16 protein-coding genes, 1 tRNA gene and 3 rRNA genes are annotated in these 22,297 nt (G+C 57.8%); 14 read left to right on the top strand and 6 right to left on the bottom strand.

All coding sequences use genetic code 11. The features are described from left to right. Positions 1 to 5: 5 nt before the first annotated feature. Complete coding sequence (gene viaA, locus D7I37_RS06990; protein WP_061800258.1) at positions 6 to 1,469, bottom strand: ATPase RavA stimulator ViaA; 1,464 nt, start codon at positions 1,467 to 1,469, stop codon at positions 6 to 8. A gap of 2 nt (positions 1,470 to 1,471) precedes the next feature. After that, a complete protein-coding gene (gene ravA, locus D7I37_RS06985) occupies positions 1,472 to 2,980 on the bottom strand; it encodes an ATPase RavA (RefSeq protein WP_095100322.1) in 1,509 nt (502 codons plus the stop codon). Positions 2,981 to 3,265: 285 nt separating this feature from the next. On the opposite strand from ravA, the gene kup reads away from it, so the two are divergent. The 7 genes from kup to rbsR all read left to right on the top strand — a co-directional run bounded on the left by kup (position 3,266) and on the right by rbsR (position 11,104). Next, positions 3,266 to 5,134, top strand: coding sequence for a low affinity potassium transporter Kup (gene kup / locus D7I37_RS06980; RefSeq protein WP_061800253.1), 1,869 nt, complete (start codon positions 3,266 to 3,268; stop codon positions 5,132 to 5,134). A gap of 167 nt (positions 5,135 to 5,301) precedes the next feature. Next, on the top strand, positions 5,302 to 5,721 hold the full coding sequence (rbsD, locus tag D7I37_RS06975) for a D-ribose pyranase (RefSeq protein WP_061800251.1): 420 nt from the start codon (positions 5,302 to 5,304) through the stop codon (positions 5,719 to 5,721). A gap of 7 nt (positions 5,722 to 5,728) precedes the next feature. Continuing rightward, on the top strand, positions 5,729 to 7,234 hold the full coding sequence (rbsA, locus tag D7I37_RS06970; protein ID WP_061800249.1) for a ribose ABC transporter ATP-binding protein RbsA: 1,506 nt from the start codon (positions 5,729 to 5,731) through the stop codon (positions 7,232 to 7,234). Between the two features lie 6 nt (positions 7,235 to 7,240). After that, entirely contained in the window at positions 7,241 to 8,209 is a 969-nt protein-coding gene (gene rbsC, locus D7I37_RS06965; protein ID WP_061800247.1) for a ribose ABC transporter permease, read from the top strand. A 24-nt stretch (positions 8,210 to 8,233) separates the two neighbouring features. Then, positions 8,234 to 9,121, top strand: a complete 888-nt coding sequence (gene rbsB, locus D7I37_RS06960; RefSeq protein ID WP_061800291.1) for a ribose ABC transporter substrate-binding protein RbsB — start codon at positions 8,234 to 8,236, stop codon at positions 9,119 to 9,121. A 49-nt stretch (positions 9,122 to 9,170) separates the two neighbouring features. After that, on the top strand, positions 9,171 to 10,097 hold the full coding sequence (gene rbsK / locus D7I37_RS06955; protein WP_129543482.1) for a ribokinase: 927 nt from the start codon (positions 9,171 to 9,173) through the stop codon (positions 10,095 to 10,097). 5 nt (positions 10,098 to 10,102) lie between these two features. Further along, positions 10,103 to 11,104, top strand: a complete 1,002-nt coding sequence (gene rbsR, locus D7I37_RS06950; protein ID WP_061800244.1) for a ribose operon transcriptional repressor RbsR — start codon at positions 10,103 to 10,105, stop codon at positions 11,102 to 11,104. On the opposite strand, the gene mdtD is transcribed toward rbsR, so the two are convergent. Beyond that, the gene (mdtD, locus tag D7I37_RS06945) at positions 11,101 to 12,516 is read right to left on the bottom strand and encodes a multidrug transporter subunit MdtD (protein WP_061800242.1); all 1,416 of its coding nucleotides are present in this window, start codon (positions 12,514 to 12,516) and stop codon (positions 11,101 to 11,103) included. The two genes, rbsR and mdtD, sit on opposite strands and share 4 nt — an antisense overlap. 66 nt (positions 12,517 to 12,582) lie before the next feature. After that, complete coding sequence (locus tag D7I37_RS06940; RefSeq protein ID WP_061800241.1) at positions 12,583 to 13,272, bottom strand: FadR/GntR family transcriptional regulator; 690 nt, start codon at positions 13,270 to 13,272, stop codon at positions 12,583 to 12,585. 517 nt (positions 13,273 to 13,789) lie between these two features. On the opposite strand from D7I37_RS06940, the gene D7I37_RS06935 reads away from it, so the two are divergent. The 4 genes from D7I37_RS06935 (at position 13,790) to rrf (ending at position 18,924) form a co-directional block, all read left to right on the top strand. Next, positions 13,790 to 15,331, top strand: a 16S ribosomal RNA gene (locus tag D7I37_RS06935). Positions 15,332 to 15,474: 143 nt separating this feature from the next. Then, positions 15,475 to 15,550, top strand: a tRNA-Glu gene (locus D7I37_RS06930). A gap of 247 nt (positions 15,551 to 15,797) precedes the next feature. Next, positions 15,798 to 18,705: ribosomal RNA gene (locus D7I37_RS06925) — 23S ribosomal RNA — on the top strand. Positions 18,706 to 18,808: 103 nt separating this feature from the next. After that, positions 18,809 to 18,924: ribosomal RNA gene (rrf, locus tag D7I37_RS06920) — 5S ribosomal RNA — on the top strand. The 16S, 23S and 5S rRNA genes sit together here with 1 tRNA gene alongside, the layout of an rRNA operon. A 73-nt stretch (positions 18,925 to 18,997) precedes the next feature. On the opposite strand, the gene mobB is transcribed toward rrf, so the two are convergent. Together mobB and mobA are read right to left on the bottom strand one after the other, a co-directional pair. After that, the gene (gene mobB, locus D7I37_RS06915) at positions 18,998 to 19,516 is read right to left on the bottom strand and encodes a molybdopterin-guanine dinucleotide biosynthesis protein MobB (RefSeq protein WP_095099874.1); all 519 of its coding nucleotides are present in this window, start codon (positions 19,514 to 19,516) and stop codon (positions 18,998 to 19,000) included. Beyond that, the gene (gene mobA / locus D7I37_RS06910) at positions 19,509 to 20,102 is read right to left on the bottom strand and encodes a molybdenum cofactor guanylyltransferase MobA (protein WP_061799662.1); all 594 of its coding nucleotides are present in this window, start codon (positions 20,100 to 20,102) and stop codon (positions 19,509 to 19,511) included. The genes mobB and mobA overlap by 8 nt, the downstream gene beginning before the upstream one ends. Before the next feature lie 148 nt (positions 20,103 to 20,250). On the opposite strand from mobA, the gene D7I37_RS06905 reads away from it, so the two are divergent. From D7I37_RS06905 to dsbA, 3 genes are all read left to right on the top strand, one after another. Next, positions 20,251 to 20,520 carry a YihD family protein gene (locus tag D7I37_RS06905; protein WP_061799661.1) on the top strand — a complete coding sequence of 90 codons (270 nt, stop codon included), beginning with the start codon at positions 20,251 to 20,253 and terminating at the stop codon, positions 20,518 to 20,520. Between the two features lie 94 nt (positions 20,521 to 20,614). Continuing rightward, positions 20,615 to 21,601, top strand: a complete 987-nt coding sequence (locus D7I37_RS06900) for a serine/threonine protein kinase (RefSeq protein ID WP_061799659.1) — start codon at positions 20,615 to 20,617, stop codon at positions 21,599 to 21,601. Positions 21,602 to 21,630: 29 nt separating this feature from the next. Continuing rightward, entirely contained in the window at positions 21,631 to 22,254 is a 624-nt protein-coding gene (dsbA, locus tag D7I37_RS06895) for a thiol:disulfide interchange protein DsbA (protein ID WP_061799658.1), read from the top strand. The last annotated feature ends 43 nt before the right edge of the window (positions 22,255 to 22,297 follow it).

The following is a 22,297-nucleotide window of genomic DNA, read 5'->3' as shown; positions in this document are numbered from 1 at the left end:
TCGGCCTAGCGCCGCCAGCGGCGCATCAGACGGCTTTTTAGCCCGGTATCAAAACGCCAGATGTGATCGAAGATGCGCATGATGCCGGGTTTGCCATAGGCGGACATCGCCACCGCGTGAAAGCGCTGATGATGGCTCTGCTGCTGCTGTTTCACCTTCTTTATTACCTCATCCGGCAAGCGCTGGGCGATAAAGTCAGAAATGATCACCGCATCGGCGTCAAACCAGCCGCTTTCCGCCATCTTGCCGGCGGTGGCGTTCAGGCAGGCCGCCAGATCGGTGCCGCCGCGGAAGTGTTGGCCGAGAAAGCGCACCGCCTGTTCGATGCCGCTGGCGGCGGTGAGCTCGTAATGCACGATCTGATTGGCGAACAGCATGATGTAGCAGCGGCGGTTATCCGCCAGCGCAATGCGCAGCAACGCCAGGCAGAACGCCTTGGCGCACTGCTCGTTGAAACCGCCCATCGAGCCCGAGGTATCCACGCAGACGATAAACGGCCCGCGCGGCTGCTGATCCTGCTGCTGGTGGGTGACCTGACGGATCAGGATCTGCTCCTGCCAGACGTCGCCCTGCAGCCGATAGCTCAACAGCCGTTTTTCCAGCAGGCGGCGATAAAACTCGAATTCTAGCTCTTCAATACCCAGCGTCGCCAGCTCCGGCGGCAGCAGGCGCAAGATATCATCGCTCTGGTGAATGCCGCTGACTTCTTCCGGCAGCGTGGCCGGCACCTGCACCATCACGCGAAACGGCTCCGGCTGCGCATCCTGCTGCTGCACCGCCTTGGCCTGATAGCTGCGGCCCAGCTGCTGCGCCAGCTTTTTCAGCTCCGGCTGCCGCTGCAGAAAATCGCCGTACTCCACCAGCCGCTGGTAGTCGCCGCGCTGCAGCTGGCCTTTGCTCATGTCCCACAGCCGCCCGGCGGCGGTGTCGTTTTCCGACAGCAGCGGCTCCAGCGCGCCGCTCAGCGCCAGACGCTCCTGCAGTTCCGCCATCAGCTGTTCGCGCTCCTGCTCCAGCAGCTGGTGGTGCAGCATGGTGGCCTGCAGCGTCAGGCTGATGCGCCAGCGCTGCAGAAACAGGGTCTGAAAGCTGTCGTCCAGCGGATGATTGGGCAGATCGGCGGCGTCCACCAGCGTGCGCGCCTGTTCATAAAACGGCGAGACCAGCTGGCGCAGCAGCTCCAGCGTATCGCTCAGGTTATGGTAGAACTGGGCGTTGTTTTCCAGCTGGCACTGCTGATAGCGATAAAACTCCTGCGCCAGCGCCGGGGGCACCATGGCCTCATGAATGCGCTCCTTGAGCTGCAGCTTCCAGCGCGGCAAGTCGCGATCCAGCGCCCGGCGGATGGCGGGAAACTTTTTGAAAAACACCGTCAGCTGCGGCGCCGCCAGCATGCCGACGATCATCTCTTCGATCAGCTCGCCTTCGGTGATCGCCAGCAGCAGATCGAGCGTCTCCAGGCTGAGCATGGTTACTGGCCGCGCATCTGCTGATGCTGCTGTTTGAGCTGTTCCGCCACCTGCAGCAGGCTGGCTTCGATTTTGGCCAGGCCGGCGGCCGGGGTGAACAGGCAGGGCTGATGCTGGCTGAACAGACGGCGCTGCTCCGCCAGCCGCTGGGCCAATGCCTCCATTTCATCCAGCAGCGCCTGCGGCGTGGCGGTGGTTTGCTTGCCCGGCAGCGCCAGCAGAGAAGGTTGACGGCTGACGTCCAGCACCGTCAGATGCAGCTGCTCATCCACCTCCAGATCGATCTGCTGGGCAAAGCCGATGCCGTTCAGCTTGGCGCGCACGTCACCGCCTTTTTGCAGCCAGTTGTCCAGCGCGCCGCTTTCGATGCTCAGGTGATTAACTTGAATGTCATGCAGCTGCAGCGGTTTTTGCAGCAGTAAGGTCAGGGTGCCGGCGGCGAACGGCGTCGCCGGCGCATACTGCGGCCTGCGGCTGAACATGCCGCCTTTTTTCACCAGGCTGATAGCCTGGCGATCGCTTTGCTGCTGTTGATCCTGCAGCCAGCGGGTGTGTATCTGCTGCAGTTGGATCAGCATCGACTGCTGCTGATAAGCCTGTTCGGTCAGCAGTTGGTCAATCTGCTGCTGCAACAGCTTCAGCGAGGTGAGATCGTGCCACAGGCAGTCTTTCAGCAGCATCAGGTCCAGCGGGGCGAGGGTGTCGCGCCCGCTGAAGAAGGCGCAGGCCTGCAGCAGCCGCAGCGCTTTCTTCCAGCGGCGGTCGGAAACGTAGGGCGCCTGTTCCAGCGCGTCCAGCCGCTGGCGCAGCTGGAAAATCAGCTCGAAGCACGCCTCGGGCAGTTTGACCTTATCGATCTGCGGCTGCCATTGGTGGAATTCTTCATCGCTGATGCTCAGCGCCTCCGGCACCGGGTTGATGCTTTCGCTCTGGCGATTGACCAGCAGCGAACGGAAGTTCTGCTTGTCCTGCACCTTGTCGAGCCACAGGCGGATCAGCATGCGGTCATACAGCGCTTCCAGGCTGTTATCCGCCTCCGGCAGTTCGTTGGAGGCGGTCACCAGCAGCCGCAGCGGGATCGGTTCCTCGCTGTTGCCGTTGCGGAAGCGGCGCTCGTTGATCGCCGTCAGCAGGGTGTTGAGGATCGCCGGCCCGGCCTTCCAGATTTCATCCAGGAACACGATCTCCGCTTCCGGCAGGTAACCGGCGGTCAGCCGCTGGTAGCGCCCTTCGTCTTTCAGCGCCTGAATCGACAGCGGCCCGAACACCTCTTCCGGCGTCGAGAAACGCGTCATCAGATATTCAAACGAGCGGGCGTTGCGGAAGGCGAACTTCAAGCGGCGCGCAATCAGGCTCTTGGCGATGCCCGGCGGGCCGAGCAGGAACACGCTTTCGCCGCTCAATGCGGCCAGCAAGCACAGGCGAATCGCCTCTTGCCGTTCATAAAGACCGCTCTCCAGCGCGCTGCTGAGGCGGGAAATTCGTTCTGCCAGAAGTGATGATGGCGCCATATAATTGTCGCGTTGTCCGAGAGTTAGCCAATCTTGGTCGATAATCCGATGATAAACCACCATTATTTTTAATGGTATAGCTTGTTGATTAGTAAAATCTTTCTATTATCAAAAGGGCGGCTGGTTCACATTTTGTTTATTTTTCGGCTCTGATATAAGAGTAGGCAAGCAGTGTAAATGGTGCATACTGTGCGGCTTTCGAGTGGGCGTGACGGATCTTCGAGCCCGTATCTCTAGCTTGATGCGGACGCATCGCTAACGGATGTTCTGAAAAAGAAACGAATTATGAGCACAGAGCATAAACAGTCCTTATCGGCGGTAACCCTGGCGGCAATTGGGGTGGTTTACGGTGATATCGGCACCAGCCCTCTCTATACCCTGAGAGAGTGTTTCTCCGGCCATTATGGCTTCGATGTGCGTCCGGACGTGGTATTCGGCTTCCTGTCGCTGATCTTCTGGATGTTGGTCGTCATCGTTTCCCTCAAGTATCTCACCTACGTCATGCGGGCGGATAACGCCGGCGAGGGCGGAATCCTGACGCTGATGTCCCTGGCCGGGCGCAATACCTCGGCGCGCACTACCGCGCTGCTGGTGATACTGGGCCTGATAGGCGGCAGCTTCTTCTATGGCGAGGTGGTGATCACCCCGGCGATATCGGTGATGTCGGCGATCGAGGGGCTGGAAATCGCCGCGCCTTCGCTTGACGCTTATATCGTGCCGCTGTCCATTCTGGTGCTGACGCTGCTGTTCGTTATCCAAAAACACGGCACCGGCAGCGTCGGCAAGCTGTTCGCCCCGGTGATGCTGCTGTGGTTTATCGTACTGGCGGTGCTGGGCGCGCGCAGCATCATGGCCAACCCGGAGGTGCTGCAGGCGCTGAACCCAAAATGGGCGCTCAACTTCTTCCTCGAATACAAGAAGGTGTCGTTCTTTGCGCTGGGGGCGGTGGTGCTGTCGATCACCGGCGTCGAGGCGCTGTATGCCGATATGGGCCACTTCGGTAAATTCCCGATTCGTCTGGCCTGGTTCACCGTGGTGCTGCCTTCGCTGGTGCTCAACTACTTTGGCCAGGGTGCGCTGCTGCTGAAAAATCCCGAGGCGATCAAAAACCCGTTCTTCCTGCTGGCGCCGGACTGGGCGCTGATCCCGCTGCTTGTTTTGGCGACGCTGGCGACGGTCATCGCCTCGCAGGCGGTGATTTCCGGCGTATTCTCGCTGACCCGCCAGGCGGTGCGCCTGGGGTATCTGTCGCCGATGCGCATCATCCATACCTCGGAAATGGAGTCCGGCCAGATCTATATCCCGGTGATTAACTGGACGCTGTACATCGCGGTGGTGCTGGTGATCATCGGCTTCGAGCATTCCAGCAACCTGGCGGCGGCGTACGGCATTGCGGTCACCGGCACCATGGTGTTGACCAGCATTCTGGTCACCTCGGTGGCGATTAAAAACTGGCACTGGAATCGCTTCCTGGCGATCGGCATCGCGATTATCCTGCTGATTATCGACGTGCCGATGTTCTCCGCCAACGCCCTGAAGCTGTTCTCCGGCGGTTGGCTGCCGCTGATGCTGGCGCTGATGATGTTCATCATCATGACCACCTGGAAGAGCGAACGCTTCCGCCTGCTGCGCCGCATGCACGAACACGGCAATTCCCTCGAAGCGATGATCGCTTCGCTGGAAAAATCGCCGCCGGTGCGGGTGCCCGGCACGGCGGTATTCATGTCGCGCGCCATCAACGTGATCCCGTTTGCGTTGCTGCACAATCTGAAGCACAACAAGGTACTGCATGAGCGGGTGGTGCTGTTGACGCTGCGCACCGAGGACGCGCCTTACGTGCACAACGTGCGCCGGGTGACCATCGAACAGCTTTCGCCGACCTTCTGGCGGGTGGTGGCCAGCTACGGCTGGCGTGAAACGCCGAACGTCGAGGAGGTGTTCCACCGCTGCGGGCTGGAAGGGCTGCCGTGCCGCATGACGGAAACCTCGTTCTTCATGTCGCACGAATCGCTGATCCTCACCAGGCGGCCGTGGTATCTGTTCCTGCGCGGCAAGCTGTTTATCGCGCTGAGCCGCAACGCGTTGCGTGCGCCGGACCAGTTTGAAATCCCGCCGAACCGGGTGATCGAGCTCGGCACTCAGGTCGAGATTTAATTCCCTCTCAGGGGCTCAGCCAGGCTGGGCCCCTGTCGTTTGCGCTTCCCGCCGCGCGAGCGAAACGTTTCGATAGCGATCACACTTCTGTATTCTCCCGGTTGCCTTCCCCTGACGTTTTTTTAAACTCGCCGCATAGCGAAACGTTTCGCTGCCGGAGTGAGAACATGAAAAAAGGCGTATTACTGAATGCTGAGTTGTCCGCGGTGATTGCGCGGCTTGGCCATACCGATCAGCTCACCCTGTGCGATGCGGGCCTGCCGATACCGGCGGTGACGCAGCGCATCGATCTGGCGCTGAGCCAGGGAGTGCCGACATTTTTGCAGGTGCTCGGGGTGGTGACGCAGGAGATGCAGGTAGAAAGCGCCATCCTGGCGGAAGAGATCGTCGAGCAAAATCCGGCGCTCCATCAGGCGTTGCTGGCCCAGCTGACAGAGCTTGGCCAGCGCCAGGGAAACACCATCAGCCTGCGCTATATCAGCCATGAGGCGTTTAAAGCGCAGACCGGGCACAGCCGGGCGGTGATCCGCAGCGGGGAATGTTCGCCTTATGCGAACCTGATCCTGTGCGCCGGCGTAACTTTCTGAGGCATTTATGCAACCTTTACTGCAACTGAAAGGGATTGATAAAGCCTTTCCCGGCGTGAAGGCGCTTTCCGGCGCCGCCCTCAGCGTGTATCCCGGCAAGGTGATGGCGCTGGTGGGAGAAAACGGCGCCGGGAAATCCACCATGATGAAAGTGCTGACCGGCATCTACCAGAAAGACGCCGGCAGTCAGTCTTTTCTCGGTAAAGAGGTGGTGTTTAACGGGCCTAAAGATTCGCAGGATGCGGGCATCGGCATTATCCATCAGGAGTTGAACCTGATCCCGCAGCTGACTATTGCGGAAAACATCTTCCTCGGCCGCGAGTTCGTCAACCGCTTCGGCCGCATCGACTGGAAGCGCATGTACGCCGAGGCCGATCGGCTGCTGGCCCGCCTCAATCTGCGCTACAGCAGCCACCGGCCGGTGGGCGAGCTGTCGATCGGCGATCAGCAAATGGTGGAGATCGCCAAGGTGCTGAGCTTCGAATCGAAAGTCATCATCATGGATGAGCCGACGGATGCGTTGACCGACACCGAGACCGCCTCCCTATTCAAGGTGATCAACGAGCTGAAGGCGGAAGGCCGCGGGATTGTCTATATTTCGCACCGCTTGAAAGAGATCTTTGAAATTTGCGATGACGTCACGGTGTTCCGCGACGGCCAGTTTATCGCCGAGCGCCCGGTAAGCGAGCTGCAGGAGGATCGGCTTATCGAAATGATGGTCGGCCGCAAGCTGGAGGAGCAGTATCCGCGGCTGCGGCTGCCGCGCGGTGAAAAACGCCTGCAGGTCAGCCACCTTTCCGGCCCCGGCGTCGACGACGTCAGCTTTACGCTGTACCGCGGGGAAATTCTCGGCGTGGCCGGGCTGATGGGCGCCGGGCGCACCGAACTGATGAAAATCCTTTACGGCGCCGCGCCGCGCAAGGCCGGCGGCGTGACGCTCGACGGGCATGAGGTGATCGCCCATTCGCCGCAGGACGGCCTGGCGAACGGCATCGTTTATATCTCCGAAGACCGCAAGCGCGATGGCCTGGTCTTGGGCATGTCGGTGAAGGAAAACATGTCGCTCACCGCGCTGCGCTATTTCAGCCGCGCCGGCGGCAGCCTGAAGCAGGCCGATGAACAGCAGGCGGTGGGCGACTTCATCCGTTTGTTCAATATCAAGACCCCGTCGATGGAGCAGCCGATTGGTCTGCTCTCCGGTGGCAATCAGCAGAAAGTGGCGATCGCCCGCGGCCTGATGACCCGGCCGAAGGTGCTGATCCTCGACGAACCGACGCGCGGCGTCGACGTCGGCGCCAAAAAAGAGATCTATCAGTTAATCAACCAGTTCAAACAGGAAGGGCTGAGCATCATTTTGGTGTCTTCGGAAATGCCGGAGGTGCTGGGCATGAGCGATCGCATCCTGGTGATGCACGAAGGCCGGCTCAGCGGCGAGTTCCCGATTGAACAGGCCACCCAGGAAGCGTTGATGGCTGCGGCCGTCGGCAAGCAATACGGCGTAAAGCAGGAGTAATCAGATATGAGTTCCCAGACTATCGCAGCTAAGCGCTGGTTCAGTAAAGAGTGGCTGTTAGAGCAGAAATCCCTGATTGCTCTGCTGGTGCTGATCGCCGTGGTCTCTTCCATGAGCCCGAATTTCTTCACCCTGAACAATCTGTTCAATATTCTGCAGCAAACCTCGGTGAACGCCATTATGGCGGTGGGGATGACGCTGGTGATCCTCACCTCCGGCATCGATCTGTCGGTCGGATCGTTGCTGGCGCTGACCGGTGCGGTGGCGGCTTCGATCGTCGGCTTTGAGGTGAATGCGCTGGTGGCCGTTGCGGCGGCGCTGGCGCTGGGGGCGGCGATAGGCGCCTGCACCGGGGTGATCGTCGCCAAAGGCAAGGTGCAGGCGTTTATCGCCACGCTGGTGATGATGCTGCTGCTGCGCGGCGTCACCATGGTCTACACCAACGGCAGCCCGGTGAATACCGGCTTTACCGACGTGGCCGACGCCTTCGGCTGGTTCGGCATCGGCCGCCCGCTGGGGGTGCCTACCCCAATCTGGATTATGGCTATCGTGTTCATCGCCGCTTGGTACATGCTGCATCACACCCGCCTGGGCCGCTATATTTATGCCTTGGGCGGCAACGAAGCGGCGACCCGCTTGTCCGGCATCAGCGTCGATAAAGTGAAAGTTATCGTCTATTCGCTGTGCGGCCTGCTGGCGGCGCTGGCCGGAGTGATCGAAGTGGCGCGCCTGTCTTCGGCGCAGCCGACCGCCGGCACCGGCTACGAGCTGGACGCCATCGCCGCCGTCGTGCTGGGCGGCACCAGCCTGGCGGGCGGCAAGGGCCGCATCGTCGGCACCTTGATCGGCGCGCTGATCCTGGGCTTCCTGAACAACGGCCTGAATTTACTGGGTGTTTCTTCCTACTACCAAATGATCGTGAAGGCAGTGGTGATACTGCTGGCGGTTCTGGTAGATAACAAAAGCAACAAGTAACCTCCCCCTACAGGAATCACGATGATGAAAATGAAAAAACTGGCAGTTTTAGCTTCCGCCTTCGCCCTGAGCGCCACGCTGAGCGCCAATGCGCTGGCCAAAGACACCATCGCGCTGGTGGTATCGACCCTCAATAACCCGTTCTTCGTTTCAATGAAGGAAGGCGCGCAGCAGGAAGCCAACAAGCTGGGTTACAACCTGGTGGTGCTGGATTCGCAAAACAACCCGGCGAAAGAGCTGGCCAACGTGCAGGATCTGATGGTACAGGCGCCTAAGCTGCTGCTGATCAACCCGACCGACTCCGACGCGGTCGGCAACGCCATCAAGATGGCCAACCAGGCCAAGATCCCGGTCATTACCCTGGACCGCGTGGCGAGCAAGGGCGAAGTGGTTAGCCACATCGCCTCGGATAACCGCGTGGGCGGCAAAATGGCCGGCGACTTCATCGCCAAGAAAGTGGGGGCAGACGCGAAAGTGATCCAACTGGAAGGCATTGCCGGCACCTCCGCCGCACGCGAGCGCGGCGAAGGCTTCAAACAGTCGCTGGATCAGAATAAATTCAAACTGTTGGCCAGCCAGCCGGCCGATTTTGACCGCACCAAAGGCCTGAACGTGATGCAGAACCTGCTGACCGCGCATCCGGACGTGCAGGCGGTGTTTGCCCAGAACGATGAAATGGCGCTGGGTGCGCTGCGTGCGCTGCAAACCGCCGGAAAATCCGACGTGGTCGTGGTAGGCTTCGACGGCACCGCCGACGGCGTGAAAGCGGTGGAGGGCGGCAAACTGGCGGCGACCGTGGCGCAGCGCCCGGATCAGATCGGCGTAATTGGCGTGGAAACCGCCGACAAAGTGCTGAAAGGCGAGAAAGTGCCGGCCACTATTCCGGTAGATTTGAAACTGGTCACCCAATAAGTCATACCCGCGCCATCTTAGGGTGGCGCGCAATTCAGGAATCAATGCGATGGAAACAGGTAAGCTGGTGGTTCTGGGCAGCATCAATGCCGACCATATCCTCAATATTGAACGCTTCCCTCACCCGGGCGAAACGGTGATCGGGAAACAGTATAAGGTGGCGTTTGGCGGCAAGGGCGCGAATCAGGCAGTGGCGGCCGGGCGCAGCGGGGCGGATATCGCCTTTATCGCCTGCGTGGGCGCCGACGATATCGGTGAACGCATCCGCCAACAGCTGGCTGCCGATCGCATTGATACCCAACCGATCGAGGCCATCGCCGACAACACCACCGGCGTGGCGCTGATTTTCGTCAACGCCGAGGGCGAAAACGTCATCGGCATCGATGCCGGTGCCAATGCCGCGGTTACGCCGGACTATCTGGCGCGCTATCGGCAACGGGTGATTGACGCCGATGCCCTGCTGATGCAGCTGGAGTCGCCGCTGGAGACGGTTATCGCCGCCGCCCGCCTGGCGAAAAGCCATCAAACTCAGGTGATCCTCAACCCGGCGCCGGCGCGCGAACTGCCGGATGAGCTGCTGGCGACTATCGATATGATCACCCCCAATGAAACCGAGGCCCAGCTCCTGACCGGGATTGCGGTCGACAACGATGCAGATGCGGCGCGCGCCGCTCAGGTTCTGCACGATAAAGGCATCGCCACGGTGATCATTACCCTCGGCAGCCGCGGGGTATGGCTGAGCGAAAACGGCGACGGCAAACTGGTGCCGGGCTTCAAGGTGAAAGCGGTGGACACCATCGCCGCCGGCGATACCTTTAACGGCGCGCTGGTCACGGCGTTGCTGGAAGGGGAAACCATGGCGCATGCGGTGCGCTTCGCCCATGCGGCGGCGGCGATCGCCGTGACGCGCCCCGGCGCGCAGCCTTCCGTGCCCTGGCGCGAAGAGATCGACGCCTTCTTGCAGCGGCAGGAGTAAGCCCTTTGGCCACCATGAAAGATGTCGCCCGCCTGGCGGGCGTTTCAACCTCCACCGTATCGCACGTAATCAACAACAATCGCTTCGTCAGCGACAGCGTGCGCGACAAAGTCATGGCGGCCGTTGAACAGCTGAACTACGCGCCCTCCGCCCTGGCGCGCAGCCTGAAGCTCAACCAGACGCGCACCATCGGCATGCTGGTCACCTCCAGCAACAACCCGTTTTACGCCGAAGTGGTGCGCGGCGTCGAGCGCAGCTGCTACGAACGCGGCTACAGCCTGATCCTGTGCAATACCGAAGAAGACGCGGCGCGCATGAACCGCAGCATGGAAACCCTGCTGCAAAAGCGCGTCGACGGCTTGCTGCTGATGTGCACCGAGAATCACCGGCCGTCGCAGGATGCGCTGCGCCGCTACCCCTCTTTACCTATCGTGATGATGGACTGGGCGCCGTTTGAAGGCGCCAACGACATTATTCAGGACAATTCGTTGCTGGGCGGCGAGATGGCGACCGATCACCTGATCGCCAGCGGCTACCGCAAAATAGCCTGCATCGCCGGCCCGCAGGATAAGACCACCGCCCGGCATCGCCTGGAGGGCTATCGCAATGCCATGCGGCGCGCCGGCCTGCCCATTCCGCCGGGCTATGAAGTGCACTGCGACTTTGAATTTGAAGGCGGGGTTAACGCCATGCGGCAGCTGCTGGCGCTGGACGAGCCGCCGCATGCGGTGTTTGCCGGTAACGATGCGGTGGCGGTGGGCGTCTATCAGGCGCTATACCAGGCCGGGCTGTCGGTGCCGCAGGACATGGCGGTGATGGGCTATGACGATATCGAACTGGCCAAATACCTGGCGCCGCCGTTGAGCACCATTCACCAGCCGAAGGATTCGCTGGGTGAATTGGCGATCGATGCGTTGATCAACCGCCTGCAAAACCCGGAGCGCGAGGCGCAGGTGCTGGTGTTGACGCCTGAGCTGGTGGAGCGCGCTTCCGTTGGCCGCCGTTAGCTCGAAGCCTTGGCTTCTTTCCTGCTTTCCCGGCCGCTGATCAGATTGCGGCCGTCCTTCCTTCTCAACAGCATAAACACCAGCGCCGAAGCCACGGTGACGATCCCCATGGTAATAAAGGTGTAGTGGAAGTGGTCAATCATGGTGCCGAGCGACAGGGAGTCGTAAAAGCGCAGCACCGCCGCGCTGATCGCCACGCCAAAGCTGATGGACAGCTGCTGGGTTACCGCCAGCACGCTGTTGCCCGAGCTGGCGTTGGCGTCGTTCAGATCCGCCAGGCTGATGGTGTTCATGGCGGTGAACTGGGTGGACATCGCCATGCCCAGCACGAACAGCGGCAGGATCATCAGCCACAGCGGCATGCCCGGGCTCTGCAGCGCGAACTGGGCGATCAGCACGCCGATGATGACGGTGATGCCGACCAGGGTTTTGCGGTAGCCGAACCAGCGCAATACCTGGGTGACGGTGGATTTCGCCATCAGCGAGCCGACGGCGGTCGGCGCCATCATGCAGCCGGCGACGATTGCCGAGTAGCCAAAGCCCACCTGCAGCATCAGCGGCATCAGGAAGGGCACGCAGCCGGTGCCCAGCCTTGATGCGACGTTGCCGGCGATGCCGACCGAGAAGGTGCGGGTCTTGAACAGGTCCAACCCGATCAATGGCTGAGGGTGGCGGCGCGCGTGGGCGATATAGCCGAACAGCATCACGAAACCGCTGAGCAGAATGCCCAGCGAGATGTAGCTCGCCAACACCCGTTCGCCAAACAGCTCAAGGCCGGTCGAGACCAGCACCAGGCTCAGGCCGAACAGCAGAAAACCGATAAAGTCGAAGCGGCGCTTGGGGGTGGTGAAATCCGGCATGTATTTGCGCGCATAGAAGATGCCGAGCAGGCCGATAGGAATGTTGATCAGGAAAATCCAGTGCCAGGTGGCGTAGGTCACCAGCCAGCCGCCCAGCAGCGGCCCCAGTATCGGCCCGACCAATCCGGGCATGGTGACGAAGTTCAGCACCGGCAGCAGCTCGCTGCGCGGATAGGCGCGCAGCAGGGCCAACCGCGCCACCGGCATCATCATCGCGCCGCCGACGCCCTGGATAACGCGCGAGGCGACCAACACGCTCAGCGTGGGGGACAGTGCGCACAGCAGCGAGCCGAGGGTAAATAACGATACCGCGAAGATAAACACCCGCCGGGTGCCGAAGCGGTCCGCCAGCCAGCCGCTGACCGGGATCAGCATCGCCACCGTCAGCGTATAGCTGATGACGGCCGACTGCATCGCCAGCGGCGAACGTTCCAGGCTGTGGGCGATCGCCGGCAGCGCGGTGTTGAGGATGGTGGCGTCCAACGCCTGCATAAAGAACGCCATTGCGGCGATCCAGGGTAGCCCTGCCATACTGCGCGCGGATTTGGTCATGGTCGGTCCTGGTTAATGATCGTCTGTCCCTCTCATCTTTCTTCTATATATAAGCAGAGGAGGCGTCTAGTCTTTCTCTTTAAGCAATACCTGGCAGGCGGCCAGAGCGCCGGCGCTGTCTCCGGCGAGTATCGCGTCGACGATTGCCTGGTGATGCCGCAGCTTGATCACTTCGTTGCCGGTGATGGCGCGGAAGTAGCTTTGATACACCGAACTGAACAGGTTGGCGAACGAGGTCAGGAAGGGGTTGCCGCTGGCTTCGTAGATAAGCTGGTGGAACTGGGTATCAACCTGGATCCAGCGTTCGCGGTCAAACTGGGTGTGCAGCGCGCGCATTTCCGCCATCAGCTCCGCCAACAGCCCGGTTTGTTGCGCGCTGGCGTGGCTGGCCGCCAGCGCGCAGGCCTGCGGTTCCAGCGAGGTGCGCAAGATAAGGAAGTGCTGCATGACCTGATCGAAGTTTTCCCGCGTCATCCACCAGGTCAGCAAATCCTGATCGAGGAAGTTCCATTGGCTGCGCGGCATCACCCGGGTGCCGATGCGCGGGCGCGGCAGCAGCATGCCTTTGGCCGCCAACATCTTGACCGCTTCGCGCACCGCCGTGCGGCTTACGCCGAATTGTTCGCCCAGTTCCATCTCGCCGGGCAGGATGCTGCCGGCCTGATAGTCGCCCGCCAGGATTTGTTGGCCGAGTTTTTCCGCCAGAAGATAAGAAAGATTGCGTTGGGCGGCCTGTTGTTGAGCATTAAATTGCATGGCTGCGGGTCCTTACTGAACATCGTTATTCTTATTTTACTCCAGGGATCGCCAGCTTTTATGGCTGTTTGCCGGAAAAAGTGACATAAAAGCGCCGCTTTTTGACCCGTTTGCCGAAAAAAACCGCGCTTGAAAAGTTTTTTGCATTTAGGGGTTGCGGCGTTCTGAGAACTCCCTATAATGCGCCTCCACTGACCGGGAACAACGACTCCTCTAACGAGAACCAGTCGACCAGCCAGGAAGAAGCAAGCCGGTGAAAACGCCGTTTCTTAATAAGAAAAAAGCTTGACTCTTCAGCGGGAAAGCGTAATATGCACCTCCCGCGTTACCGAGAGTTATCTCTCAGTAACCAACGCTCTTTAACAATTTATCAGACAATCTGTGTGGGCACTCCACAAGACGATATCCAGCATCTTCGGATGCGAAAAAATATCAAGTCTTGAAGAGTGACTACTGAAGTAAAATTCATGCAGTAACCTTTGAGCATCGCTTCACGAGTTGAAGCAAATCAAGCTTTTAATTGAAGAGTTTGATCATGGCTCAGATTGAACGCTGGCGGCAGGCCTAACACATGCAAGTCGAGCGGTAGCACAAGAGAGCTTGCTCTCTGGGTGACGAGCGGCGGACGGGTGAGTAATGTCTGGGAAACTGCCTGATGGAGGGGGATAACTACTGGAAACGGTAGCTAATACCGCATAACGTCTACGGACCAAAGTGGGGGACCTTCGGGCCTCACGCCATCAGATGTGCCCAGATGGGATTAGCTAGTAGGTGGGGTAATGGCTCACCTAGGCGACGATCCCTAGCTGGTCTGAGAGGATGACCAGCCACACTGGAACTGAGACACGGTCCAGACTCCTACGGGAGGCAGCAGTGGGGAATATTGCACAATGGGCGCAAGCCTGATGCAGCCATGCCGCGTGTGTGAAGAAGGCCTTCGGGTTGTAAAGCACTTTCAGCGAGGAGGAAGGGCGATGTCTTAATACGGCATCGCATTGACGTTACTCGCAGAAGAAGCACCGGCTAACTCCGTGCCAGCAGCCGCGGTAATACGGAGGGTGCAAGCGTTAATCGGAATTACTGGGCGTAAAGCGCACGCAGGCGGTTTGTTAAGTCAGATGTGAAATCCCCGCGCTTAACGTGGGAACTGCATTTGAAACTGGCAAGCTAGAGTCTCGTAGAGGGGGGTAGAATTCCAGGTGTAGCGGTGAAATGCGTAGAGATCTGGAGGAATACCGGTGGCGAAGGCGGCCCCCTGGACGAAGACTGACGCTCAGGTGCGAAAGCGTGGGGAGCAAACAGGATTAGATACCCTGGTAGTCCACGCTGTAAACGATGTCGATTTGGAGGTTGTGCCCTTGAGGCGTGGCTTCCGGAGCTAACGCGTTAAATCGACCGCCTGGGGAGTACGGCCGCAAGGTTAAAACTCAAATGAATTGACGGGGGCCCGCACAAGCGGTGGAGCATGTGGTTTAATTCGATGCAACGCGAAGAACCTTACCTACTCTTGACATCCAGAGAACTTTCCAGAGATGGATTGGTGCCTTCGGGAACTCTGAGACAGGTGCTGCATGGCTGTCGTCAGCTCGTGTTGTGAAATGTTGGGTTAAGTCCCGCAACGAGCGCAACCCTTATCCTTTGTTGCCAGCGATTCGGTCGGGAACTCAAAGGAGACTGCCGGTGATAAACCGGAGGAAGGTGGGGATGACGTCAAGTCATCATGGCCCTTACGAGTAGGGCTACACACGTGCTACAATGGCGTATACAAAGAGAAGCGAACTCGCGAGAGCAAGCGGACCTCATAAAGTACGTCGTAGTCCGGATTGGAGTCTGCAACTCGACTCCATGAAGTCGGAATCGCTAGTAATCGTAGATCAGAATGCTACGGTGAATACGTTCCCGGGCCTTGTACACACCGCCCGTCACACCATGGGAGTGGGTTGCAAAAGAAGTAGGTAGCTTAACCTTCGGGAGGGCGCTTACCACTTTGTGATTCATGACTGGGGTGAAGTCGTAACAAGGTAACCGTAGGGGAACCTGCGGTTGGATCACCTCCTTACCTAATGATATCGATTCGCGTGAAGTGCTCACACAGATTGTCTGATGAAAAAGTAACGAGCAATGCGCACCTGTTGATGTAATGAGTCTCTGACTCATGCTGATGCGAACCGATTAAAACGTTCAGTTTAATCGGATTTTCGTGTCCCCATCGTCTAGAGGCCTAGGACACTGCCCTTTCACGGCTGTAACAGGGGTTCGAATCCCCTTGGGGACGCCATTCCGATAATGAGTGAAAGACATTATCACCGGTCATGCGTGACCAAAAAATCTTAAAGATGACTCTTGCGAGTCGTGTTTAAGATATTGCTCTTTAACAATCTGGAACAAGCTGAAAATTGAAACATGACGGCTGAAACTTGTCCCTCCGTAGAAATATCGGGATGAGGAGTAACCTGTCATAGAGTCTCTCAAATGTTTGCAATGCGAAGTGTCGATTATTCATAAAAGACACCTTCGGGTTGTGAGGTTAAGTGACTAAGCGTACACGGTGGATGCCTAGGCAGTCAGAGGCGATGAAGGGCGTGCTAATCTGCGAAAAGCGTCGGTAAGGTGATATGAACCGTTATAACCGGCGATACCCGAATGGGGAAACCCAGTGCAATTCGTTGCACTATCGTTAAGTGAATACATAGCTTAACGAGGCGAACCGGGGGAACTGAAACATCTAAGTACCCCGAGGAAAAGAAATCAACCGAGATTCCCCCAGTAGCGGCGAGCGAACGGGGAACAGCCCAGAACCTGAATCAGTTCTTGTGTTAGTGGAAGCGTCTGGAAAGTCGCGCAGTAAAGGGTGATAGCCCCGTACACTAAAATGCATTGACTGTGAGTTCGATGAGTAGGGCGGGACACGTGACATCCTGTCTGAATATGGGGGGACCATCCTCCAAGGCTAAATACTCCTGACTGACCGATAGTGAACCAGTACCGTGAGGGAAAGGCGAAAAGAACCCCGGCGAGGGGAGTGAAATAGAACCTGAAACCGTGTACGTACAAGCAGTGGGAGCACCTTCGTGGTGTGACTGCGTACCTTTTGTATAATGGGTCAGCGACTTATATTTTGTAGCAAGGTTAACCGTATAGGGGAGCCGTAGGGAAACCGAGTCTTAACTGGGCGAATAGTTGCAAGGTATAGACCCGAAACCCGGTGATCTAGCCATGGGCAGGTTGAAGGTTGGGTAACACTAACTGGAGGACCGAACCGACTAATGTTGAAAAATTAGCGGATGACTTGTGGCTGGGGGTGAAAGGCCAATCAAACCGGGAGATAGCTGGTTCTCCCCGAAAGCTATTTAGGTAGCGCCTCGTGAACTCATCTTCGGGGGTAGAGCACTGTTTCGGCTAGGGGGCCATCCCGGCTTACCAAACCGATGCAAACTCCGAATACCGAAGAATGTTATCACGGGAGACACACGGCGGGTGCTAACGTCCGTCGTGAAGAGGGAAACAACCCAGACCGCCAGCTAAGGTCCCAAAGTCATGGTTAAGTGGGAAACGATGTGGGAAGGCATAGACAGCCAGGATGTTGGCTTAGAAGCAGCCATCATTTAAAGAAAGCGTAATAGCTCACTGGTCGAGTCGGCCTGCGCGGAAGATGTAACGGGGCTAAACCATGCACCGAAGCTGCGGCAGCGACGCTTAGGCGTTGTTGGGTAGGGGAGCGTTCTGTAAGCCGTTGAAGGTGGCCTGTGAGGGTTGCTGGAGGTATCAGAAGTGCGAATGCTGACATAAGTAACGATAAAGCGGGTGAAAAGCCCGCTCGCCGGAAGACCAAGGGTTCCTGTCCAACGTTAATCGGGGCAGGGTGAGTCGACCCCTAAGGCGAGGCTGAAAAGCGTAGTCGATGGGAAACAGGTTAATATTCCTGTACTCGGTGTTGCTGCGAAGGGGGGACGGAGAAGGCTAGGCTAGCCGGGCGACGGTTGTCCCGGTTTAAGCGTGTAGGGGGGTGTTCCTGGTAAATCCGGAACGCTGTCAACCCTGAGGCGTGATGACGATGCACTACGGTGCAGAAGTAGTTGATGCCAAGCTTCCAGGAAAAGCCTCTAAGCATCAGGTAACACAGAATCGTACCCCAAACCGACACAGGTGGTCAGGTAGAGAATACCAAGGCGCTTGAGAGAACTCGGGTGAAGGAACTAGGCAAAATGGTGCCGTAACTTCGGGAGAAGGCACGCTGGCGCGTAGGTGAAGTCCCTCGCGGATGGAGCTGAAGCCAGTCGCAGATACCAGCTGGCTGCAACTGTTTAATAAAAACACAGCACTGTGCAAACACGAAAGTGGACGTATACGGTGTGACGCCTGCCCGGTGCTGGAAGGTTAATTGATGGGGTCAGCCGCAAGGCGAAGCTCTTGATCGAAGCCCCAGTAAACGGCGGCCGTAACTATAACGGTCCTAAGGTAGCGAAATTCCTTGTCGGGTAAGTTCCGACCTGCACGAATGGCGTAATGATGGCCAGGCTGTCTCCACCCGAGACTCAGTGAAATTGAACTCGCTGTGAAGATGCAGTGTACCCGCGGCAAGACGGAAAGACCCCGTGAACCTTTACTATAGCTTGACACTGAACATTGAGCCTTGATGTGTAGGATAGGTGGGAGGCTTTGAAGCGTGGACGCCAGTCTGCGTGGAGCCAACCTTGAAATACCACCCTTTAATGTTTGATGTTCTAACTCGGCCCCATAATCTGGGGTGAGGACAGTGTCTGGTGGGTAGTTTGACTGGGGCGGTCTCCTCCCAAAGAGTAACGGAGGAGCACGAAGGTTAGCTAATCACGGTCGGACATCGTGAGGTTAGTGCAAAGGCATAAGCTAGCTTGACTGCGAGAGTGACGGCTCGAGCAGGTACGAAAGTAGGTCTTAGTGATCCGGTGGTTCTGAATGGAAGGGCCATCGCTCAACGGATAAAAGGTACTCCGGGGATAACAGGCTGATACCGCCCAAGAGTTCATATCGACGGCGGTGTTTGGCACCTCGATGTCGGCTCATCACATCCTGGGGCTGAAGTAGGTCCCAAGGGTATGGCTGTTCGCCATTTAAAGTGGTACGCGAGCTGGGTTTAGAACGTCGTGAGACAGTTCGGTCCCTATCTGCCGTGGGCGTTGGAAGATTGAGAGGGGTTGCTCCTAGTACGAGAGGACCGGAGTGAACGCACCACTGGTGTTCGGGTTGTCATGCCAATGGCACTGCCCGGTAGCTAAGTGCGGAAAAGATAAGCGCTGAAAGCATCTAAGCGCGAAACTTGCCTCGAGATGAGTCTTCCCTGGGCCTTTAAGGCCCCTGAAGGAACGTTTAAGACTAAGACGTTGATAGGCTGGGTGTGTAAGTGCAGCGATGCATTGAGCTAACCAGTACTAATGATCCGTGAGGCTTAACCTTACAACACCGAAGGTGTTTTTAGAGAGACGAATAATTTTCAGCGAAGTTCTTAGATTGGTTCTGGTGGTTACGCGAGTAACGGCCAAGAATGAAACAGAATTTGCCTGGCGGCAATAGCGCGGTGGTCCCACCTGACTCCATGCCGAACTCAGAAGTGAAACGCCGTAGCGCCGATGGTAGTGTGGGGTCTCCCCATGCGAGAGTAGGACACTGCCAGGCATCAAATAAAACAAAAAGCCCCATGCGAAAGCATGGGGCTTTTTGTTATGTGCAAAAAAGCAAAAAAGCGCAGCTACGCTGCGCCTTTCAGCCATTCCATGATGAAATCGGCAATGCTTTCCGGCCGATTGATATCCAATGAGCGCACGTTGGCGGTTACCGGACGATCGCTGGCGACGGCGAGCACAAACTCGTCCAGCATCTCCTCAAGCGGCCGGCCTATTTCTTCGCGGTAGAGAATAATTTTACCGATAGGTTCATGCTTGAACCCTTCCACTAAAATCAGATCGACCTTATCGGCATCAAAACGGCTGGCCAGATACTGAAGGTCCAGCGGTTGCTGCTCAGGCGTTTCGGTCATCAATGCCCAACGGCGATCGCTGGCGACCAGCGTTTGATCGGCACCGGCTTTGCGCAGTTCATAGCTGTCTTTACCCGGTGTATCCACATCCATATTGTGATGGGTGTGTTTGATCAATCCGACTCTTACCTGCCGCTGCTTCAGCAGAGGGATCAGCCGTTTAAGCAGGGTGGTTTTTCCTGTTCCGCTATAGGCGCCAATGGCCAGCAGCGGCGGCAGTGAGTTATTCATCGCGCAATCCTCGCTCCTGCTGCCAACGCCGGCAGTCGTCAGGCGTATTAAGATTATGGAATGCCGCCTGTTGTCCGCTGAAGACGACCCGCTGAGCCTGAACCTCCTTCAGAAACAGCATCAATTTACGTTCCCCGCGGGCCAGATAGTCGGTCAGTTGCGGTATAAGGCCGGTGTGCAGCAATGCCAGCGTAGGGTGATCCCGTTCACCGTCGCTGGCATAGGCGGCCAGGGCATCGCCTTTCTGCCGCCAGAGTTCTTCGACTAATGTCGCTGGGAAATCAGGCACGTCGCAAGGTACAAAGGCCACCCATTTGCCGGCTGCATGTTCCAACCCGGCCAACATGCCGGCCAGCGGGCCGGCAAAGTCGGGCGTCAGGTCGCCGATCACCGGCAGACCGCTGGCTTGGTAACGTTTCTGATTGCGATTGGCGCTGATGGCGACGGCAGTTACCTGCGTACGTAACCGCGCCAGCACGTACCGATAAAGCGCTACGCCGCCAATCGGTACCAAGCCCTTATCCTCACCGGCCATCCGCGTCCCGCGGCCGCCGGCCAGAATAACGCCGGTAATTTCTTCATGCATATTTTTCTTCCCGCACTGTTAATGCCCTGATTGTAGCGCTAAAGCCGGTGTGACATCAGGATTTACCTTTATTGACAAGCTGCTTCTTTCACTGCGTTGGTAAGCCTGTTACTTTGTGTGTTTATTCATACCACTGGACGATATTGAGATGAAAACGCATCGCGTAAACGAGCTGATCGAGCTGTTGCATCCGGCCTGGCAGGAAGATCCCGATCTCAATCTGATCCCATTTTTGCAAAAGCTGGCGAAGGAAGCCGGTTTTCAAGGCGAGCTGTCCGAGCTGAGTGACGATATCCTCATCTATCACCTGAAAATGCGCGGCAGCGCCGGCACGGATCAGATCCCCGGCCTGAAAAAGGATTATGAAGAAGACTTTAAAACGGCGCTGTTGCGCGCCCGCGGGGTTATCAAGGATTAGCTTTTGTGCGGTGCAGGGAAGCATTACTCGTGAAACTCGCCATTAATGCTACTATTTCTCATTCCCGGCACCCTGCGGTTACCAAGCGAACGTTATGAATAACTCTGCCTTTAATTTTGAAACCCTGTCGCCCGATCTGATTATGGATGCGCTCGAAGGGGTTGGCCTGCGCGTCGATTCCGGGCTGACGGCGCTGAACAGCTATGAAAACCGCGTCTATCAGTTTATGGACGAAGATCGTAAACGTTACGTGGTGAAGTTTTACCGCCCCGAGCGCTGGAGCGCGGAGCAGATCGGTGAAGAACATCAGTTTGCCCTGGATCTTGCTCAGGCGGAGATCCCGGCGGTAGCGCCGTTGGCGCTGCAGGGCAGTACGCTGCATACCTATGGCGGTTTCTTCTTTACCGTTTTCCCCAGCGTAGGTGGGCGGCAGTACGAGATTGATAATCTGGATCAATTGGAATGGGTAGGCCGTTTTCTCGGGCGTATTCATCAGGTGGGAGGCGAAAGGCTGTTTGCCGAACGCCCGACGATGGGCGTGGAGGAATATCTCACTGCGCCGCGCCAGGTATTGGCGAACTGCGCGCTGTTGCCGAATGCGCAGCGCGACGCCTTCCTGAAGGCGACAGACCGCCTGATCGAGGCTATCAAGCAACATTGGCGCCTGGACTGGCAGCCGCGCCGTTTGCACGGCGATTGCCACCCAGGCAATATTCTGTGGCGCGATGGCCCGCTGTTCGTCGATCTTGATGACGCGCGCAATGGCCCGGCGGTGCAGGATCTGTGGATGTTGCTGCACGGCGAGCGCCGCGATCGCTTGATGCAGTTGGATATTTTGCTGGAAGCCTACGCCGAGTTTGCCGAGTTCGATCAGCGCGAACTGGCGTTGATCGAACCGCTGCGGGCGATGCGCATGGTGTATTACCTGGCCTGGGTGGCGCGCCGCTGGCAGGATCCGGCATTCCCCAAAAGTTTTCCGTGGATGGCGGAGTCTGATTTCTGGTTATCTCAGACCGCGGCTTTCACTGAACAGGTTAAGCTGTTGCAGGAGCCCCCGCTGCAGCTGACGCCAATGTATTGAAGCTTTAACATAATGGAGAGTTTAGTCTTATGAAGAAAATATGGTTGGCGCTCGTTGGCATGGTGATGGCGTTCAGCGCCTCTGCCGCGCAGTTTAGCGATGGTACGCAATACGTGACTCTGGACAAGCCGGTAACCGGCGAGCCGCAGGTGCTGGAGTTCTTCTCCTTCTATTGCCCGCACTGCTATCAGTTCGAGCAGGTTTATCACGTGTCTGAAAACGTGAAAAAGGCGCTGCCTGTCGGCACCAAGATGACCAAATACCACGTTGAGTTCCTGGGCCCGTTGGGCAAGCAGCTGACCCAGGCCTGGGCGGTTGCGATGGCGCTGGGCGTAGAAGACAAGGTCAGCCCGCTGATGTTTGAAGCGGTGCAGAAGACCCAGACGGTGCAAACCCCGGATGATATCCGCAATGTGTTCGTGAAAGCGGGCGTGAGCGCGGCGGACTATGATGCGGCCTGGAACAGCTTCGTGGTGAAATCCCTGGTGGTTCAGCAGGAAAAAGCGGCGGAAGATCTGCAGTTGCGCGGCGTGCCGGCGGTATTTGTTAATGGCAAATACATGGTTAAAAACGACGGCCTGGACACCAGCTCGATGGATGCCTACGTGAAGCAGTTTGCTGACGTGGTTAAATTCCTCAGCCAGCAGAAGTAACCGTGATTTAAAATGAAAAACGCCGGCTCAGCGCCGGCGTTTT

It is taken from the genome of Serratia sp. 1D1416, from assembly GCF_003641105.1.
Taxonomy (GTDB): Bacteria; Pseudomonadota; Gammaproteobacteria; order Enterobacterales; family Enterobacteriaceae; genus Serratia; species Serratia ficaria.
The sequence above is the reverse complement of the archived record's forward strand: the minus strand, read 5'-3'. Positions and strand labels throughout refer to the sequence as shown.